We start from the raw sequence: 19446 nt of genomic DNA, 5'->3' as shown, positions 1-19446 counted from the left end.
CTCCTTACCAGTTCTGTTTACCGAACCCGGACGTGATGGGGTAACGGCGATCCTTACCAAAGTTGCGGGGCGAGATACGGGGCCCCACCGCCGCCTGACGGCGCTTGTATTCGTTGATGTCCACCAGCCGGATCACCTTGCGTACCGTGGCCTCATCGAAACCGGCGGCGACCATGTCGGCCACGGAGGCATCCTGCTCCACATAGCGCTGCAAGATGTCGTCCAGGATGACGTAGGGGGGCAGGCTGTCCTGATCCAGCTGATCCGGGGCCAGCTCCGCCGAGGGCGGCCGGTCGATGACCCGCTGGGGGATCACGTAATCGACGCTGTTGCGATATTCGCAGAGTTGGAAGACCAGGGTCTTGGGCACATCCTTGAGCACATCGAAGCCACCGGCCATGTCGCCATACAGGGTGGCGTAGCCCACGGCCATCTCGCTCTTGTTGCCCGTGGTCAGCACGATGCGGCGACGCTTGTTGGAGAGCGCCATCAAGAGCACGCCGCGGCAGCGCGCCTGCAGATTCTCTTCGGTGGTATCGCGGGCGGTTCCCTCGAACAGCGGCGCCAGCTGGGTCATGAACCCCTCGAACATGGGCTCGATGGAGATGATGTTGAACTCCACCCCCATGCGCTCGGCCTGTTCCTTGGCATCCTCCACGCTCATCTGGGCGGTGTAGCGAAACGGCATCATCACCGCCTGCACCTTGTCGTTGCCGAGGGCATCGCCGGCGATGGCCAGGGTCAGGGCCGAATCGATCCCGCCGGAGAGGCCGAGCACGGCCCCCTGGAAACCGTTCTTGGTGACATAGTCACGCACCGCCAGCACCAGGGCCTGATAGACCTCGGCCAGGGGAGCGAGGGGCTGCGCAGGCTCGCGCTCCTTGCGGGGTTGCCCCTCGACAAAACGCACCAGCGCCAGCTCTTCGGCAAAGGGGGCCAGCCTGTGGGTCAGCTCGCCCTGGCCGTTGAACACCTTGGAGCAGCCGTCGAACACCAGCTCGTCCTGACCGCACACCTGATTGAGGTAGACCAGGGGCAACCCGGTCTGGCCGCAACGCTCCGCCATCAGCTCGCGGCGGATCCAGGGCTTGTCCTTGTCATAGGGGGAGGCATTGATGGTGAGCAGCAGCTCGGCGCCCGCCGCCTTGGCGGCCAGGGCCGGGCCCGGCTGCCAGAGGTCTTCGCAGATAAGCAAGCCCAGCTGGTGACCGCGCAGCGTCACCACGCAGCTCTCCTTGCCGGCGCTGAAGTAGCGCTTCTCGTCGAACACTCCGTAGTTGGGCAAGTCCTGCTTGAAATAGCGGGCCAGCAGGGCACCGTTATCATAGAGGGACGCGGTGTTGTAGAGTTTGCCATCCTGGCGCCAGGGGTGACCCAGCAGGATGGCGCAACGCCCCCGCCAGGCCGCAATCCGGGCCAGGGCAGCGTCGACCCGGATCATGAGATCGGCGCGCAGCAACAGGTCTTCCGGCGGATAACCGGTCAGGGCCAGCTCGGAGCAAACCAGCAGATCGGCGCCTTGCTGCTCCGCCTCGGCGGCGGCAGCCAGTACCTTGTCACAGTTATCTTCGATGGCGCCTACCGTCAGGTTCAACTGGGCAAGCATCAGAGAGAGGGCTTTTGCCATGGCGATGCATCTTGAATTCGAAAATGATGGGGAATGATAAAGAAAAGGCGCTGGCTGTGCCCGCGCCCGAAGCACAGGAAATATCAGACTTTGTTACTCACCCACACAGAGCCCTTTCAGTAAATGACTCGATGTGATGACGCACCAGACTAGGGTTCCGTACTGCAAGTTGTCGTCGGTGTCGGTGTTGGAGGGGGAGTCAGTGCCGAGTTTAGCAAGGCATTATCAACCATCATCACACAGCCTCCCACCGAGGTGCCGCTGGCCGGCAGGGTAAATGTCTGGGAGGCCGGCGTGATCTGGTAACCGCTCTTGGAGAGAGTCAATGTAAAGCTGCTGCCAGGTACCCCGCTGCACGAGTAGTTTGGTTTTGCCGGTTTACCCAGATCCAACACCTGACAGGTCACATTGGCGTTATTGACTCCGACGGTCAGGCCAATGGAGGTGGCATCACAAGAATCCGATATGTTTTTCAAACCATTACCACTTCCAGTCGACTTCAGTTGCAAGCATTCTAAGATCCCGTGAATGCTGGCAACCGCTTGATCTTGAATAGTGACCAGTATGGTAGACGTCATGGCGGCATTGACATCCTCTGGCAATACAGGCGATCCCACGACTCCCGAGTTCCCCTGATAACTGCTCACCGTGATGGTGATGGGGCTATCGGCTGGTGGAGTGCCAGAGAAGGTCGTACTCTTGGCCGTCAGCACCCCCCGGCTATAGGTGCCGTAGTAGTTGTTGTCCGGATCGACGATAGTGGCTATCGGCTGACTGGTCACAGTGCCCTTGTTGGTGTCGCTGCTGCTCCATTCACTCAGCAATGTCATGTTCACATCCTGAAACGGGATTTTGGCCAGAATCGGTTCGCTCACTCCCTCTTCAAAGACCTCATCGTTCAGATAGCTGGGGGGCATGATATCCACGTAGATGCCACGGCTGATCAATTGCCTCGAACCTATCGATGTCGACAGTGCCGTGGTACTGTCACCAGCCCGATTCGCCGCCAGCCAGCTATTGAATGACTGGATCGCAGGAGAGGAGCTGGGGGCAGACCAACTGTTGTCCGTTGTGCCAGCAAAGGCCGTTTTCTGCCATTTGGCATGCTCTGTCACCACATAGACCACATAGGCCTGATAGTTCGCCAGATTGGTGGCATCGTTAAGAAAGCTGGCGGAAAAACTGGTTAGGCTCGCAAGGCGCCAATCCGGCGCAGGGCGGTAGAAACCATCGATACGGATAAACCGGCAGGCATCCAGATAATCACCTGTGCTGGCCGCCACCAGGCTGCTCCCGCTCGCTTGGTATCTGCCCCTGCTCGTGTTCAGTGGGGCGTAATAGCCGGCAAATCCTTGGGTGCTCACATCGTAATGTTCATTGCAACAGGTCGAGCAGAGTGTTTCCTGCTGATTGGCATTGCCTTTCAGCACCCCGACAGACTTGCTCAACTGTGTACCTGACTTCCAATATTGCAGGTCATCCGACTCGATATAATAGGGACGTGCGGGCAAATAAGCCGTTCCTGTGCCACCGGAAAAAGTGCAGCTGCAGTAAACCGTGGCAGTATCCTGAACCGATTGCCGCTGACTGCTGGTTCCTATTGTCTGGTAAGTTGCCGTATCAAATTGAATGGTTCGGCTAGAACTGGATCCTCCCGATATATGGGGTAAAGGCTTGCTCGTCTCTTTATTGCTGCCATTCCCCAGCGCAACCGCAACCACATCCGGCACACTTCCCTGCGTATAGTCGACTTTGGGACTTTCACGGGGTTTGACCAGACCGTCTCCAGTTTCTTCGCTGGTGAAGGAGCCTGTGGGGGAAATAGCGCCAGCCAGCTGCAGCGTACGGGCTGAACCATCATTATCAGTCCAGGTGACTGTCACTCCGATCCGCTTACGCTCAGGATAATCGTAAAGATAAGTGGCTGGCTTAGTGGTTGTCCAGGCACCGCCATCCAGATACTGGTCGCTGACCGCCCAGCTCAACTCATAGCTGTCATTCGAGAGTGACTGGCTGCTGCTACCGGTGGAAATATCTTTATAAGCCGTGAGTGGTGGGGTCGCATTGCGTATTTCGTTGAAGTTGCGCAACTCATCAAGCTTGGACTCGGCTAATCGCATGGCTATCTCGTAGCGCCCACCCTCTTGTGCCGCACTCAGCATCCCCTTCGCCAGCGAGACAAGCCCTGCCACCCCCATCCCTAGCAGCACTAGGGTAATCAGGATCTCCAGCAGGCCGAATCCTTTCTGCTTTTTCATATGCTTTCCTCGCCCTACCAATCCCGCCAACTACCAGGCACCATCTTGGTAGTCTGAAAACTTGCTCCCTGTTGAACACCATCAAGCACAGACTGATCGTATTTGACATTGAAGGTACCACTGGTGATGTCGATAGGGGCATTGGCAATCAAGGAGCCATTCACCGTTGCTGTACCATTTGCTTTCACCCGTGGAGGATTACTCGGATCATCCGAATGCGCGAAGATAATACCGTTAAATTCCAAGCCGCCATTCATCGTCAGGTCACCATCCCGGACAATCAGTACCACGGGAGCCCCCGCGCTTCCTATTGCACTTGCGGTAAAATCGCAATCGACGCCGGTATCGACAATAAATATCCCGGTCGATGTCGCCCCGAGAGAGTTGCAATTGGGGATAGAAATAGCCCCGTTGTTGAACATATTGGCCCAACCGGCCTCGGTATCCGGCTCTCCGAAAAGATACCAGAGCAGATCATCTGGGAAATCGGGATCACTTGCCTTGATATCTGACCCTATATTGTTCTTATCACTGAGATTGGTGCTGCAACTACCCCCACTAAAGTCCCCCTGATGACAAGTCTGCCAGGAACCACTGCCCCCCACTGCCTGATCAGACCAAACCGACAGCGGCACACCCGCTCCCCCACCGTTTGGGTTCGCGACCACAGTGAAAGTTCCTCCAATGGAGGCCCCTCCCGCGACCATCAGCGGTACCGCTTTTGCTGCGGAAAGCAGATGATAACCTGCTACCTGCACACGCACGGTGGCAGTTCCCAGATTGCTGGGCAAGGTGGCTATGGACATTAACTCCACCGGCGTCACACTAAGCTGATTAGGCGCTGTACCTACCATAATCGGCGGGACCACATCATCCTTGGCTGTAAGCACATAGGTGCCTTGTGCCGAACTGACGGAAAGGCCACCGCTGGGGATGGCAATGCCTGCATCATATCGACTCAGGCCATCGGCAATACCCAACTCAGCCAGTGCGATAGCCTGCCGATATTGAACCTCGTTGACGCTGACCTTGCGGTCGGCCACCATCAATTTCCCCACCAGCAGGGAAACACCGACAAGGATGAGAATAAGCAACAGGGTGACAGTAAAGGTGGTGAAACCGACGTGACGTTTCATGGCAAGAACCCATCGTTGCGCAGCTTGATATCCCGCTGCAGAGTGAGCGCCAGGGCCGGGGATTTAATATCGTTGCCCGTGATAGTGAGTCTGATGGTTCTAGCCCCTGAAGAAGCAGAGCTAGGCAGCAGGGTAAAGGTCAGGTCGGTAATGTCGATCGAACCATTAGCACTAATTCGCTCTCCGCCACTGTCACAAGCAGCACTCAGCGTCGCCAAATTTGCTGAAGCGGATAGATCATCCAGCCATATGGAGCTATCTGTGCTCGTGGAACGATAACTGTATACAACAGCCTCCTTGGCTCCTGGCAGGCCGGGGCTTGGAGCGGCAGTGTCACGTTCATCGTATTTCAGTGCAATACAGCGGAACTTATCTGGCGAAGACGAATATTTATTTAGCAAATGCTTGGTCGAATCGAAATAGAAGGGGGATGTCGCGCCAGAAACCAGCGTATGTACTGCCGCGCTGGCATCATAGCCGGCCCGCTGGATATCACGGGCCATCATATCGGTGATCGCCTGTATCTCCTGGTTGAGGCGACTCACCTTCATGGCCGTGCTGTTGGCCTTAAGAATGGTGGCAAACAGGGCCGTTACCGCGGCAACCAGGATCAGCCCAGCGACCATGGACACCATGAGCTCAACCAGGCTGAAACCAGCGACACGTCTCAACATGCAGGCACCCCGCTCACGTTGCTGATAGCGCAGGTACGAACCCGCCCGACATTGTTGGTTTTCACATGCATGACATAACTCCCCGACGAGATGGCGATATTGCCAGCCGTCAAGGTGCCTCGCCGGGGGGATATATTGAGGGGTCTGATATTGGTGGCTGATTCACTGTAGCTACCGACCAGGCTGATGCCGGGAAACTCACCGGCATCGGCGCCTTTGCGTCCTTCAATGGTGGAGCAGGCATCAGCGCAACTGGCACAGGTTCCGTCAATATGGATCCGGTAACACCAGTTGCTGGTACCGCTATTGAAAATCAGCAAGTTCAATATCTGGTTGCGCTTGATGGCTTCAGACTTGAGCAACATGACGTCGGTATAGATGGCCTGGGTGGCCGCCCTGACCAGCTGCTCCTGGCGCAAAGATTGATAGCTGGGGATGGCAACCATCAGCAGCAAGGCCACCACCAAGGTGGCCACCATGAGTTCAATCAGGGTAAAACCGCGGGATCCCTTCCCTTTCGTTACCATCGCCTTCCAGACTCCCTGTCTGTGCGTGTTCATCCACATGGAGGAAACGGTCAATACTACTCTATAGTATCAATCCCTCTCCCGAACCATGTCGACGATGAGAAAACACGCCAAAGGAATCACATTGATTGAACTCATGGTAGCGGTGGCCATTGTCGCCATCATCGCCGCCGTGGCTTACCCCAGTTTCACCGACGGGTTACGCAAATCGCGCCGGGCTGAGGGGGTGAAAGGCTTGCTGACCATGCAGCTCAGGCAGGAGGAGTACCGGATCAGCAACAGCAGTTACAGCACGACAGCCAGTGCGGTGGGGGATCCCACCAGTGACTACTATAACTTCAGCATATCGGGTGCCACGGCCACCACTTATACCCTGATCGCCACGGCCAAGGGGGCCCAGAGCGGTGACAAGAGCGGAGCGACCAGCTGCAATACCCTGACCCTCACCAAGGCCGATGCCAAGACACCGGCAGAGTGCTGGAAATGATCTGGCTGCAGCGATGAAAAAGCCCATCTGGCGATGGGCTTTATCATCAGATGATGCGCAGTTCCGGCGGCACTTCGAACACCACATTCTCTTCGCGCCCCGGGTGTTCGGCGACCACCTTGCCCCCCAGTTCACGCAGACGGGCGATGACGTTCTGCACCAGCACCTCGGGCGCCGAAGCCCCTGCCGTCACGCCGATGGCCTTGACACCATCCAGCCAGGTCGGTTCTATCATGGAGGCATCGTCGATCAGGTAGGCGCGCGCGCCCACCTTCTCTGCCAGCTCCCGCAGGCGATTGGAGTTGGACGAGTTGCGCGACCCCACCACCAGCATGGCGTCCACCAGCCCGGCCATCTCCCGCACCGCATCCTGGCGGTTCTGGGTGGCGTAACAGATGTCGTCCTTGCGCGGCCCCTGGATTTTGGGGAAATGCTTGCGCAGGGCGTCGATGACATCCGAGGTCTCGTCCACGCTGAGGGTGGTCTGGGTGACGAAGCAGAGATCGTCCGGATTCTTCACCTTGAGCCTGGCCACGTCCTGTGGCGTCTCCACCAGATACATGCCCCCTTCCGGGTTCTCGTACTGCCCCATGGTGCCGATCACCTCGGGGTGACCGGCGTGACCGATGAGCACGGCCTCGGCGCCCTTGCGACTGGCGCGATGCACCTCCATGTGCACCTTGGTCACCAGGGGACAGGTGGCATCGAACACCTTGAGGGCCCGGGACTTGGCCATCTCGCGCACCGTCTTGGCAACGCCGTGGGCGGAGAAGATGACGATGCTGTCGTCCGGCACCTCGTCGAGCTCCTCGACGAACACGGCCCCCGCATCCTTCAGCTTGTTCACCACATAGCGATTGTGCACCACTTCATGGCGGACATAGATGGGGGCACCGAACTTCTCCAGCGCGCTCTCGACGATGCTGATGGCGCGATCGACTCCGGCGCAGAAACCACGAGGGTTGGCGAGCAAAATATCCATCAGAGTACCTCTTTCCCGTCAAATTGCGCTGAGCGGGTGCGTTCCCCCGGCACGGGAAGACCAAGGGTGGCCGCCGGCAGCATATCCGTCATCACAACCGCTCCTCCTGGTCATCAACCCCCAGGATCTCCACCTCGAAGGTGACGGTATGGCCGGCCAGGGGATGGTTGAAATCGACCGTCACCGACATGCCTTGCACCGCCCGCACTATGCCGGGCAGCTCGCCGCCATTGGGCTGATCGAAGACGATGATGGCGCCCACCTTGGGCTCCACATCCGCGCCGAACTTGGCGCGGTCCAGATGGTAGATGTTGTCGGGATTGGAGAGGCCAAAGGCCTGCTCCGGGCTCAGCGTGAAGCTCTTGGCCTCCCCTTGTTGCAGCCCCAGCAGGCACTGCTCGAACTGCGGCGTCAGGCTGCCATCCCCCATGGTCAGTCGCGCCGGCTTGCCGTGCAACTGGGTGCTGTCGGCGACGGAGCCATCCTCCAGCTTGATGGTGAAGTGAAACAGCACCCGGCTGTCATGACCGATAAACGTGCTCATGCCGACTCCTTGCCTTGCTTGCTCACGGCTTTTTCGCCGCGAAAGCCGTCCAGCACTATCATGGCGGCGCCGATGAAGATGAAGCTGTCCGCCAGATTGAAGGCGGGCCAGTGGGCACGGCCCCAGTAGAAGTCGAGAAAATCGACCACGTGACCCAGCACCAGGCGATCGAACACGTTGCCGAGGGCACCGCCGATGATGAGGGAGTAGGCGATGCCGCTCCAGCGCAGGCTTGCCGGCTGCTTGCGCAGCCAGTGGGTCAGCAGGCCGCAGATGGCGAAGGCCAGCACGGCGAAGAACCAGCGCTGCCAGCCCCCCTGATCGGCCAGGAAGCTGAACGCCGCCCCCTTGTTATAGACGTGCACCAGGTTGAAGAAGGGGGCGATCTCCACCCCCGGGTAGCCAAAAGGCAGCATCTTGACCACGGCGAGCTTGCTCGCCTGGTCGAGAATGAAGGCCATCGCCGCCAGCCACAGCCAGCGCAGGCCACTCTTGTCGTGAGTCATCTTCATCAGGCAAATTGACGAACTTCGCCGTCACCCTCGACGTTGCTGACGCAGCGGCCACAGATCTCTTCGTGACCGGCAAGGGTGCCCACATCTTCCACATGGTGCCAGCAGCGGTCGCACTTGGCGGCGGCAGACTGGGCCACGCTCAGCCACAGGTCGTCACGCTCGGTCGCAACGGAGCCTTCCGGCGCGCCGTCAACCACCACGACCCTGGCCTTGGAGGTGAGCAGCACGAAGCGCAGCTCGTCGCTCAGGGCGTTGAGGCGCTCGGCCAGTTCAGCCTTGGCGAACAGGGTCAGCTCGGCCTGCAGGGAGCTGCCGATCCGCTTCTCGCCACGGGCCGCTTCCAGGGCCTTGTTCACCTCGGCGCGCACGGCCAGGATCTCGGCCCAGAAGGCATCGCCCATCTGCTCACCGGCGGCCAGGCCATACAGGCCGTCATACCACTCCTCGGTGAACACGAACTCGCCACGCTCGCCCGGCAGCAGGGCCCAGATCTCGTCGGCGGTGAAGCTCATGATGGGCGCCATCCAGCGCACCATGGCCTCGGCGATGTGATAGAGCGCGGTCTGACAGGAGCGACGGGCCAGGCCATCGGCCTTGGCGGTGTACTGCCTGTCCTTGATGACGTCCAGATAGAAGGAACCCATCTCGATGGAGCAGAACTGCATCAGCTTCTGGGTCACGCCGTGGAAGTTGTAGGCCTGATAGGCGTCGACTATCTCGGCCTGCACCGCCTTGGCGCGGCCCACCGCCCAACGGTCCACCACCACCATGTCGGCGGGCGCGACCATGTCGGTCGCCGGGTTGAAGCCGTTGAGGTTGGCCAGCAGGAAGCGGGCGGTGTTGCGGATGCGGCGATAGGCATCGGCACTGCGTTTGAGGATCTCGTCGGAGACGGTCATCTCGCCGGTGTAGTCGGTGCTCGCGACCCACAGACGCAGGATGTCGGCCCCCAGCTTGTTCATGACGTCTTGCGGGCTGACCACGTTGCCGATGGACTTGGACATCTTGCGGCCCTGGCCATCCACGGTGAAGCCATGGGTCAGCACCTGGTTGTAAGGGGCCTTGTTGTTCATGGCCACGCCTATCATGAGCGAGGACATGAACCAGCCACGGTGCTGATCCGAGCCTTCCAGATACAGGTCGGCCGGGTTGCCGTTGAACTCGGGACGAGCCGCCACCACGGAGGAGTGGGTCGAACCCGAGTCGAACCAGACGTCCAGGGTGTCGGGCACCTTGTCGTAGTTGTCGGCGTCCTCACCCAGCAGCTCGGCCTTGTCCAGATCCCACCAGGCCTGGATGCCGGACTGTTCGACCCGCTTGGCCACCTCTTCCATCAGACGCACGGATTCAGGGTGCAGTTGCTGGGTCTCTTTGTGAACGAACAGGGAGATGGGCACGCCCCAGGTACGCTGACGGGAGATACACCAGTCCGGGCGGTTCTCCACCATGGCCTGAATGCGGTTCTTGCCCCAGGCGGGCACCCAGCCGCTCTGGCCTTGTTGGGCTATGCCCTCCTGCTCGATGCGGTCGATCTCGGTCAGGGCCTGCTTGCGCAATCCCTTCTGCTCCATGCTGATGAACCACTGGGGGGTGGCACGGAAGATGATCGGCGTCTTGTGGCGCCAGCAGTGCGGGTAGGAGTGATTGACCACCTTGTGATGGAGCAGGGCACCATGGGTCTTGAGCACCTCGACCACGGCGGTATTGGCCTTGAACACGTGCTGACCGGCGAACAGCTGGGTGTCCGGCAGGTAGACGCCGTTGCTGCCCACGGGGTTGGCTACTTCCAGGCCGTACTTCTGACCGACCACGAAGTCTTCCTGGCCGTGGCCAGGGGCGGTGTGTACGGCGCCGGTACCGGCGTCCAGGGTGACGTGATCACCCAGCACTATGGGCACATCGAAGCTGTAGAAGGGGTGCTTGAAGCGCAGCAGATCCAGCGCGGCGCCCTTGGCATAACCCAGGTTATGGAACTGCTCGATACCAGCGCGGTCCATCACGTCCTTGACCAGGTCGGCGGCCAGGATCAGGCGCTCCGGGTGCTCACCCTCCACCTGCACCAGGGCATAGTCCAGGTCGGCGTGCAGGGCCACGGCGCGGTTGGCCGGCAGGGTCCAGGGGGTGGTGGTCCAGATCACCACGGAGAGCGGACCGCGGCCGAAGTGACCCTCGGCACAGTCAAACTTGCCAGCCACCTCGGCCTCGTCGACGGCCTTGAAACGCACATCGATGGCGGGCGAATCCTTGTCGTAGTACTCCACCTCGGCCTCGGCCAGGGCGGAGCCACAGTCGGTACACCAGTGCACCGGCTTGGAGCCCTTGTGCAGGTGGCCATTGTCCACGATCTTGGCCAGGGAGCGGATGATGTTGGCTTCGGTGCCAAAATCCATGGTCAGGTAGGGCTTTTCCCAGTCACCCAGCACCCCCAGGCGGATGAAGTCGCTCTTCTGGGCCTCGATCTGGGTCTTGGCATACTTGCGGCACTCGGCGCGGAACTCGGCGGCGGAGATCTTGACCCCCGGCTTGCCGACCTTGCCTTCCACCTTCAGTTCGATGGGCAGGCCATGGCAATCCCAACCCGGTACATAGGGGGAGTCGAAACCGGACAGCCCCTTGGACTTGACGATGATGTCTTTGAGGATCTTGTTGACCGAGTGACCGATGTGAATGCTGCCGTTCGCATAGGGAGGGCCGTCATGCAGGATGAAGGAGGGCTTGCCCGCCTTGACGCGGCGAATGGCTCCGTAGAGATCCTGATCGTACCAACGCTTGAGCATACCGGGTTCGCGCTTGGCCAGGTCGCCACGCATCGGGAACTCGGTTTCCGGAAGATTCAGGGTGTGTTTATAGTCGCTCATCAGTCCTGGGTTCCCTTCTTTTCTAAAAGAGTGCTGGGTAAATTGAATAACGGCAGCCCAAACCAGGCTCGGGCTGCCTGGGCATCTCGTTCGATCTGTTCTTTCAAGGCGGAGAAAGAGGCAAATTTTTGCTCCTCGCGCAGCTTGTGGCGAAGCAGCACCTTGACCTGCTGACCGTATAGATCACCAGAAAAATCAAATAAATGTACTTCCAATCTGGCTTGAGTACCGTTCAAGGTCGGCCTCACGCCCACGTTGGCAACACCGGGGAAGATCTCGCCGGAACATAACACTTCCACCGCAAACACGCCACCGACCGGGATGACCTGGCGCTTGAGGGCCAGATTGGCGGTGGGAAAACCTATGGTGCGCCCCAGCTTGTCACCGTGGGCCACTCGGCCACTGATGGCATAGGGACGGCCCAGCATCAGCTCCACCTCGGCCATGCGCCCCGCCTTGAGCGCCTCGCGCACCAGGGTGCTGCTGACGCGCTGGCGGGCGAGCTCGAAGCTCTGGGTGCTGACCACCTCGAAACCGAAGCGGCGGCCCGCCGCCTCCAGCAGGTGAAAGTCCCCCTCCCGCCCCTTGCCGAAGCGAAAATCATCCCCCACCACCAGATAACGCACCCCCAGCTTGTCGACCAGGAGCTGCTCGATGAAGGTATTGGCGGCCTGGCTGGCGAAGGCGTGGCTAAATCGCACGCAGAGCAGACGATCGATATGCAGCGCCGCCAGGGCTTCCACCTTCTCCCGCAGCCGGGAGAGGCGTGCCGGGGCATCGGCCCCCGCAAACAGTTCAAGGGGCTGGGGCTCGAACAGCAAGACGCAAGCCGGCAAGCCAAGGGCGGTGGCCTTCTCCTGCAGCCGCGCCAGCACGGCGTGATGACCCTGATGGACCCCATCAAAGTTGCCTATGGTCAACACGCAACCCCGGTGACGGGGCTTGATATTGTGGATACCGCGGATAAGCTCCATCAGTGCCTTGTGTTCTGCTGCTGTCGAAATCGCCGGATTATATCTCAGGCGGCGGTCTGGATCAGCCCTCCCGGCTGGATTTCAGATGACGCGGCCGAATTCCGAAGGCGAGCAGACAGATCCCGTAGACGCTGCCCCCCATCAAAAGCAGCAGAGCCAGCTCCCAGCTGGCCTTGGTCATGCTCCAGGCCCCCCACTGGGCGAGATCCGGCGACAGGTAGCCAATCAGACCTCCCATGACCAGGGTCGCCGCCAGCAGCTTGAGGCAGAAGACCCCGGTCTGGCGCGAGGGACGATAGACCCCCTGCTGATACAAACCATTGAACAACAAGGCCGCATTCAGGGTGCCTGAGCAGGCGGTCGCCAGGGCCAGTCCCACATACCCCAGGGGATAGATGAAGACGAGGTTGCACACCATGTTGGCCACCATGGCCATGATGCCGATGCGCACCGGCGTCCTGGTGTCCTGGCGGGCGTAGTAGCCGGGTGCCAGCACCTTGATCAACATCAAAGAGAGCAGGCCCGTGGTGGACGCCAGCAGGCTGGCCCCCGACATGCTCACCTCGTGCAAGCCGAACTCACCGCGCATGAAGAGCACCCGCAATATGGGCTCGCGCAGCACGGCGATCCCTATCATGGCGGGCAGCCCCAGCAGCATCACCATGCGCACCCCCCAATCCATGGTGCGGGAGAAATCGGCGGGATCTGAGTCCACATGGGTCTTGGCCAGCGAGGGCAGGATGACGGTACTGATGGCTACCGCAAACAGGCCGAGGGGAAACTCCAGCAGCCGATCCGAGTAGTAGAGGTAGCTGATGGCGCCGGTGGCGAGGAAGGAAGCCAGCATGGTGTTGATCAACAAATTGATCTGGCTGACCGACACCCCGAACAGCGCCGGGATCATCAGGGTGCGGATCTTCACCACCCCGGGGTGGTGCCAGCCCCACTTTGGCCAGACCAGCATGTTGATCTGACGTAAAAAGGGATACTGAAACAGAAATTGCACCAGACCGCCCAAAAAGACCCCTATCGCCAGGGACAGCTCGGGCCTCTCCAGCAGGGGCGCTATCCACCAGGCCGCCGCTATCATGGCGATATTGAGAAATACCGGGGTAAAGGAGGAGACGGCGAAGCGACCGAAGGTGTTGAGGATAGCCCCCGCCATGGCGGTGAAGGTGATGAACCAGAGATAGGGGAAGGTGATCTTGAGCATCAGGCTGGCCAGCTCGAACTTCTCTGCCGCCGGGCCGCCGTGCAGCCAGTCCCAGAACCAGCCCCAGCCGAACAGGGCGGTCAGGGCCCCGGAGCCAATCACCCCCAGCAGGGTCACCAGGGTGACGATCCCCCCCAGGGTGCCCGCCACGGCGGCCAGCAGCTCGCGCACCTCCCGCTCATCCCCCTTCTTCTTGTATTCGGTCATCACCGGGACGAAGGCCTGGTTGAATGCCCCTTCGGCGAACAGGCGGCGCAGGAAGTTGGGGATGCGATTGGCGAAGAAGAAGACGTCGGCCGCCGCCCCGGCGCCGAGCAGGTTGGCGATCACCACATCGCGTACCAGGCCCATGACGCGGGAGACCAGCGTCATGGAGGAGACTATCATGCCGGATTTGATCAATTTCTTACTCAAGACGAAGCCTCTGGAACTGTCAGAACGGGAAGAATGCTGTTAGAATCGGCCGACAGTTTAACCGTCTCCCTATTGCCACACCACCGGGGGGCGGTGTTTATTTGCACAAATCGTTTGACAATATGTGGTTGAGAAGGCATATTTCTCGGCCTTTTCAATACACTCGCTAAGACAGTTTTAGGAGTTTTACCTTGGCTAACATCAAATCTGCTAAGAAGCGCGCGATTCAGGCAGAAAAACGTCGTCAGCACAACGCCAGCCGTCGTTCCATGACCCGTACCTACCTGAAGAAAGTAATTGCTGCCATCGCCTCTGGCGACAAAGCTGCTGCCGTTGCTGCTTTCGCTACCGCTCAGCCGATCATGGATCGCATGGCTACCAAAGGCCTGATCCACAAGAACAAAGCTGCTCGTCACAAGAGCCGCCTGTCTGCCCAGATCAAAGCTATGGCTTAATCAGCTTCGGCTGTATAAAGCTAAAAAAACCGGCCATTGTGCCGGTTTTTTATTGCTGTGAGCTGCAGTACAGCCTGTGCAGCAGTCCTATCATCTCGCGCACCTCAAGGCTGCGCAGCGAATAATAGACGGTTTGAGCCTCTTTTCGCGTCGCCACCAGTTCATCCCGGCGCAGTACCGCCAGATGCTGTGACAGTGCCGACTGACTCAGCCCCAGCACCGCATTCAACTCACCGACCGACAACTCCCTGTCCAGCAACTGGCAGAGAATGAACAGCCGTCGTTCGTTGGCAAGCGCCTTGAGCAAGGCCACAGCCCTCCCCGCATTCGCTTCCATCGCCTCCAGATCCATGCCGCTCTCCTCTTGACGCAAGTCGGGATAATACCTTGATTGGCCTGAATTTAAAACGACAGGGTCGCAGGCTGTATGGTGGCGAAGTCCTCCTGGCCGGCGAACAAGAATGAGAAGTCGCTATCGCATACCCGCTTCACCGCCGGGTGCTGGATCATCCGTTCGGCGAAGATGACGTAGTACTCCTCCATCAGGTCCTGGGTCTCGCCCAGCAGCATGACCCCCTCCCCCTCGAGTATCTCTTCCCGGTAGATGGTGGGTGCCATGAAGATGCCCTGATTGAAGAAACCAAAGGCCTTCATCAGCGCCGCATCATCGAACTCCCCCAGAATGCTGGGGGAGATGCCCTGCTGCTCCAGCCACTGGGTCAACTGGCGCCCCATGGCGGTGCGGCGGCCCGGCACGAGCAACTTGCGCTCCTCCAGACAAGCGGGAAACGGCTTCTCTGGCATGGGAGCCTTGCAGAAGAAGCTGACCCCGCAGCCACCGAGTCGTTTGGAGAGCAGACCCGCATGCTGACCCGAATCCACCGGGCAGTCGGAGAGGATCATGTCGAGCTTGTGTTCGCTCAGCTGTTCGAGCAGCAGCTCATGGGTCGACTCGAAGCAGCGCAGGTGGATGGAGCCATCATTGGGAATGACGGAGAGCAGTACCCGGCTCGCCAGCCGCTTGGAGAGCGCATCGGCGATGCCGACATCGAACAGGATCTGGCTCTCCTTGCGATAGTTGACGATGTCCAGCATCTCGTAAGAGAGGCTGAACATCTTGTCGGCGTAACGAAACACCAGCTGCCCCAACTCCGTCGCCTCGAGTGAGCGTCCCTTGCGCTTGAGCAATTTGCCCCCCAGACGCTGCTCCAGCAACTTGATCTGACCGGTGACGGTTTGCGGCGTCAAAAAAAGGGCCTCTGCCGCCTGGGTGACGGAGCCCTTCTTCTGAGTCATCCAAAAATAGTAGAGATGGTTGTAGTTAAGGTGTGACATCCGATGGGGTTCCCGCGGTGCGCGGACTCCGGTAGCAGCTGAGTTCAACCGCCAGAATGTCATACATGTCGCTGACCGAGTCAACCTTGTTCGCCGCGAACTGGTCGATCAGGGTCTGCTTCAGCTTGGCCGCATCGGGCATGCGCTGACCACAATAGCGCTTGTTCTCATGCTTGAGCCGCTCCCCCACCCGGCTGCGCAGGGCGCGCTCCTGGAAAGTCTCGCCGAAGCGGGCCCGCGCCTGCTGGTCTCCCATGGCGAGGGCGCCATCGACCACCCCGTTGAGATAGGTGGCGCACTCTGCCGATCCGGCATCCTGCTTGCATTGCTCCAATCCATTCGCCCAGACCGCAGTCGGCCCGAGCAACATCAATACCATCAAGCTCTTCTTCATAATCCCTCCGTACTCTGATCGGCGATCCCCTTGGGCAAGGCCAGACGCATGGCGACATAACCCACCAGGGCCGCCAGGGTGGAACCCACCAGGATGCCGAGGCGCGAGTAGCTGCCGTAGTCCATGCCGCCATGTTCAAACGCCAAAGACGCGATGAACATCGACATGGTAAACCCTATGCCGCACAGAATGCTGACCGCGAAGATCTGGTAAAAATTCACGCCAGGCGGCAACTGTGCTATGCCCAGGCGCACCGACAGCCAGCTGATGGTAAAGATACCGAGCGGCTTGCCCACGAACAGTCCCAACATGATCCCCATAGGAACGGGGCCGAGCAGGGTGTCGAGACCTATTCCGTCTAGGGACACCCCCGCGTTGGCAAACGCGAACAGCGGCAGAATAAGATAGGCGCTCCAGGGGTGCAGTTGATGCTCCAGGTGCTTGAGTGGCGAGGCGTGGCGCTCGCCCTTGAGCGGGATCAGGAAACCGACCACCACCCCCGCCAGGGTCGCATGGACCCCCGACTTGAGTACCGCCACCCAGAGCACCAACCCGACCAGCATATAGAGGGAGATGCGATCCACCCCGCGGCGATTCATCCACACCAGCAGCAGGGTGGCGGTCAGGCCAACCGCCAACGCCGTCAGCGACAGCTGCTGGGTGTAGAAGAGGGCGATGATGATGATGACCCCGAGATCATCCATGATGGCGAGAGCCAGCAGGAAGACCTTGAGACTGGTGGGCACCCGCTTGCCGAGCAGCGCCATGACGCCGAGGGCAAAGGCGATATCGGTCGCCGCCGGTATGGCCCAGCCCGCTCGCGTCACCTCATCGCCATAGTTGAAGAAGGAGTAGATCAGCGCCGGAGCCAGCATGCCCCCCACGGCGGCGATGGCCGGGAAGGTCGCCTGCTCCCGGGAGGAGAGCGCCCCCTCCATCATCTCCCGCTTCACCTCCAACCCCACCAACAGGAAGAAGATGGCCATGAAACCATCATTGATCCAGAGCAGCAACGGCTTGTTGATGTCCAGCGCCGAGATGCGTACCTGCACCTGGGTATTGAGGAAGGCCTGATAGGCATCGACCAGATTGGAATTGGCGAGCAAGAGAGCGACCAGCGCCGCCAGGATCAGAATAATCCCCGAGGCGGACTCCAGCTTCAGAAAGCGTTTCAATACTTCACTCATGTTCAAGCTACTCCCAAAAAACATACAGAACTCAGTCTAGAGAGGGATATGAGCAATGAAAAATCGTTTCTTACAGCCAAAAACAACGGCAAAACCGAATCCAAGACCCTTTCATGGTTGACTATCGACCCTAATGAGAGGGGATGCCCCCTCTTTCCCACGAGTAAAATGGGAATAAAAAATACTATAGGGCATATAAACAGGAATGAAAAAGGCGCCCTCAGGCGCCTTTGGCTCAGATGGCGACGGGCGCCTTGATACCGGGATGGGGGTCATAGCCCTGGATCTCGAAATCCTCGAACCGGTAATCGAAGATGGAGGCCGGCTTGCGCTTGATCACCAGCTGCGGCAAGGGACGCGGCTCACGGGAGAGTTGCAGCGCGGTCTGCTCCATGTGGTTGGAGTAGAGATGCACGTCGCCACCGGTCCAGACAAAGTCCCCCACTGCCAGATCGCACTGCTGGGCCATCATGTGGGTCAGCAGGGCGTAACTGGCGATGTTGAACGGCAGACCGAGGAACACATCGCAGCTGCGCTGGTAGAGCTGGCAGGAGAGCTTGCCGTCTGCCACGTAGAACTGGAAGAAGGCATGACAGGGGGCCAGCGCCATCTTGTCCAGCTCCCCCACGTTCCAGGCGGAGACGATGATGCGGCGCGAATCCGGATTGTGCTTGATGTCATCCACCGCCTTCTGGATCTGGTCGATGACTGAGCCGTCGGCCGCCGGCCAGGAACGCCACTGGGCACCGTAGACCGGGCCGAGATCGCCGTTCTCATCGGCCCACTCATCCCAGATGCTGACGCCGTGCTCTTTCAGATAGGCGGTATTGGTGTCGCCATTGAGGAACCAGAGCAGCTCGTGAATGATGGATCTCAGGTGGCACTTCTTGGTGGTGACCAGCGGGAAACCATCGACCAGGTTGAAGCGCATCTGATGACCGAACAGGGAGACGGTTCCCGTGCCGGTGCGATCGGATTTGACGGTACCCTCATCCAGGATCTTCTGCATCAGGTCAAGATAAGCCCTCATGACTTTACCTCCTTAGCCTTAGCCGCGTTGCCGAACAGCTGCGGACGCTTGTAGGCGGCCCAGATCATCAGGGCGCCGATGATGATCATCGGGGTCGAGAGGATCTGCCCCATGCTGATCTCCTGGAAGTAGAGGCCAAGCTGGGCATCTGGCTGGCGCACAAACTCCACCAGGAAGCGGAACAGACCATAACAGAGCAGGAACATGCCAGAGATGGCGCCACGGGGCGGGTGCTTGCGCCAGAACAGATTCAGGATGATGAAGAGCACCACCCCTTCCAGGGCGAACTGATAGAGCTGGGAGGGGTGACGGGGCTCAGGGCCCGCCTCCGGGAAGATGATGGCCCAGGGCACATCGGTCACCCGGCCCCACAGCTCGCCATTCATGAAGTTGCCGAGCCGGCCCACGCCGAGGCCAAACGGGATGAGGGGGGCCACAAAGTCCGCGACCGTGAAAAAGTGCCGCCTGGTCTTGTGGGCAAACCAGATCATGGCGGTGATGACCCCGATCAGGCCGCCGTGGAACGACATGCCGCCGGTCCAGATCTTGAACAGATAGAGGGGATCGGCCAGGAAAAGATCGAAGTTGTAGAAGAGCACATAACCGAATCGCCCCCCCAGGATCACCCCGAGGAAGCCGTAGAACAGCAGGTCGGAGACCTCATTGCGGGTCCAGCCGCTGTTCGGCGCATCGGCACGTCGACCCGCCAGCCACATGGCGAAGGCAAAACCGAACAGGTACATGAGACCGTACCAGCGTACCGATAGTGGCCCCAGGCTGAAGGCGACGGGATCTATCTGCGAGAAAACCCAATATCCATCGTGCTGCATAAGCGT

19 protein-coding genes are annotated in these 19446 nt (G+C 59.7%); 2 read left to right on the top strand and 17 right to left on the bottom strand.

Features of this window, described 5'->3' with window-relative positions:
- Positions 1–4: 4 nt before the first annotated feature.
- The 5 genes from ACW5W4_RS07775 to ACW5W4_RS07755 all read right to left on the bottom strand — a co-directional run bounded on the left by ACW5W4_RS07775 (position 5) and on the right by ACW5W4_RS07755 (position 6222).
- On the bottom strand, positions 5–1627 hold the full coding sequence (locus ACW5W4_RS07775; protein ID WP_456688984.1) for an NAD+ synthase: 1623 nt from the start codon (positions 1625–1627) through the stop codon (positions 5–7).
- Between the two features lie 149 nt (positions 1628–1776).
- The gene (locus ACW5W4_RS07770) at positions 1777–3885 is read right to left on the bottom strand and encodes a type IV pilus modification PilV family protein (RefSeq protein WP_456688983.1); all 2109 of its coding nucleotides are present in this window, start codon (positions 3883–3885) and stop codon (positions 1777–1779) included.
- A 14-nt stretch (positions 3886–3899) separates the two neighbouring features.
- Complete coding sequence (locus ACW5W4_RS07765) at positions 3900–5021, bottom strand: hypothetical protein (RefSeq protein ID WP_456688982.1); 1122 nt, start codon at positions 5019–5021, stop codon at positions 3900–3902.
- Complete coding sequence (locus ACW5W4_RS07760) at positions 5018–5695, bottom strand: prepilin-type N-terminal cleavage/methylation domain-containing protein (protein ID WP_456688981.1); 678 nt, start codon at positions 5693–5695, stop codon at positions 5018–5020. Before ACW5W4_RS07760 ends, ACW5W4_RS07765 begins: the two co-directional genes overlap by 4 nt.
- On the bottom strand, positions 5689–6222 hold the full coding sequence (locus ACW5W4_RS07755; RefSeq protein WP_456689016.1) for a GspH/FimT family pseudopilin: 534 nt from the start codon (positions 6220–6222) through the stop codon (positions 5689–5691). The genes ACW5W4_RS07760 and ACW5W4_RS07755 overlap by 7 nt, the downstream gene beginning before the upstream one ends.
- Before the next feature lie 97 nt (positions 6223–6319).
- Between ACW5W4_RS07755 and ACW5W4_RS07750 the strand changes: the two genes are divergently transcribed.
- Positions 6320–6709 (top strand): type IV pilin protein, encoded by a 390-nt coding sequence (locus ACW5W4_RS07750; RefSeq protein ID WP_427262094.1) that lies wholly within the window; start codon positions 6320–6322, stop codon positions 6707–6709.
- 46 nt (positions 6710–6755) lie between these two features.
- On the opposite strand, the gene ispH is transcribed toward ACW5W4_RS07750, so the two are convergent.
- The 6 genes from ispH to murJ form a co-directional block, all read right to left on the bottom strand.
- Complete coding sequence (gene ispH / locus ACW5W4_RS07745) at positions 6756–7691, bottom strand: 4-hydroxy-3-methylbut-2-enyl diphosphate reductase (protein ID WP_408793690.1); 936 nt, start codon at positions 7689–7691, stop codon at positions 6756–6758.
- A 91-nt stretch (positions 7692–7782) separates the two neighbouring features.
- Positions 7783–8235 carry an FKBP-type peptidyl-prolyl cis-trans isomerase gene (gene fkpB, locus ACW5W4_RS07740; protein WP_456688980.1) on the bottom strand — a complete coding sequence of 151 codons (453 nt, stop codon included), beginning with the start codon at positions 8233–8235 and terminating at the stop codon, positions 7783–7785.
- Positions 8232–8747 (bottom strand): signal peptidase II, encoded by a 516-nt coding sequence (gene lspA, locus ACW5W4_RS07735; RefSeq protein ID WP_408793686.1) that lies wholly within the window; start codon positions 8745–8747, stop codon positions 8232–8234. Before lspA ends, fkpB begins: the two co-directional genes overlap by 4 nt.
- Positions 8747–11608: an isoleucine--tRNA ligase gene (gene ileS / locus ACW5W4_RS07730; RefSeq protein WP_456688979.1), complete on the bottom strand. Its 2862-nt coding sequence runs from the start codon at positions 11606–11608 to the stop codon at positions 8747–8749. The genes lspA and ileS overlap by 1 nt, the downstream gene beginning before the upstream one ends.
- Positions 11608–12582, bottom strand: a complete 975-nt coding sequence (gene ribF / locus ACW5W4_RS07725; RefSeq protein WP_456688978.1) for a bifunctional riboflavin kinase/FAD synthetase — start codon at positions 12580–12582, stop codon at positions 11608–11610. The genes ileS and ribF overlap by 1 nt, the downstream gene beginning before the upstream one ends.
- Before the next feature lie 61 nt (positions 12583–12643).
- Complete coding sequence (gene murJ, locus ACW5W4_RS07720) at positions 12644–14209, bottom strand: murein biosynthesis integral membrane protein MurJ (RefSeq protein ID WP_456688977.1); 1566 nt, start codon at positions 14207–14209, stop codon at positions 12644–12646.
- Positions 14210–14400: 191 nt separating this feature from the next.
- On the opposite strand from murJ, the gene rpsT reads away from it, so the two are divergent.
- Positions 14401–14664, top strand: coding sequence for a 30S ribosomal protein S20 (rpsT, locus tag ACW5W4_RS07715; protein ID WP_041995129.1), 264 nt, complete (start codon positions 14401–14403; stop codon positions 14662–14664).
- A gap of 49 nt (positions 14665–14713) precedes the next feature.
- On the opposite strand, the gene ACW5W4_RS07710 is transcribed toward rpsT, so the two are convergent.
- From ACW5W4_RS07710 to lgt, 6 genes are all read right to left on the bottom strand, one after another.
- A complete protein-coding gene (locus ACW5W4_RS07710; protein WP_456688976.1) occupies positions 14714–15016 on the bottom strand; it encodes an ArsR/SmtB family transcription factor in 303 nt (100 codons plus the stop codon).
- 50 nt (positions 15017–15066) lie between these two features.
- Entirely contained in the window at positions 15067–15999 is a 933-nt protein-coding gene (gene nhaR, locus ACW5W4_RS07705) for a transcriptional activator NhaR (protein ID WP_041995135.1), read from the bottom strand.
- Positions 15986–16369, bottom strand: a complete 384-nt coding sequence (locus tag ACW5W4_RS07700) for a hypothetical protein (protein WP_374704033.1) — start codon at positions 16367–16369, stop codon at positions 15986–15988. The genes nhaR and ACW5W4_RS07700 overlap by 14 nt, the downstream gene beginning before the upstream one ends.
- Positions 16370–16389: 20 nt before the next feature.
- Positions 16390–17580, bottom strand: a complete 1191-nt coding sequence (nhaA, locus tag ACW5W4_RS07695) for a Na+/H+ antiporter NhaA (protein WP_456688975.1) — start codon at positions 17578–17580, stop codon at positions 16390–16392.
- Between the two features lie 235 nt (positions 17581–17815).
- On the bottom strand, positions 17816–18610 hold the full coding sequence (thyA, locus tag ACW5W4_RS07690; RefSeq protein ID WP_456688974.1) for a thymidylate synthase: 795 nt from the start codon (positions 18608–18610) through the stop codon (positions 17816–17818).
- On the bottom strand, positions 18607–19440 hold the full coding sequence (gene lgt / locus ACW5W4_RS07685) for a prolipoprotein diacylglyceryl transferase (protein ID WP_427262088.1): 834 nt from the start codon (positions 19438–19440) through the stop codon (positions 18607–18609). Before lgt ends, thyA begins: the two co-directional genes overlap by 4 nt.
- Positions 19441–19446 lie beyond the last annotated feature (6 nt).

The sequence above is a fragment of the Aeromonas crassostreae genome (genome assembly GCF_054052445.1).
The sequence above is the reverse complement of the archived record's forward strand: the minus strand, read 5'-3'. Positions and strand labels throughout refer to the sequence as shown.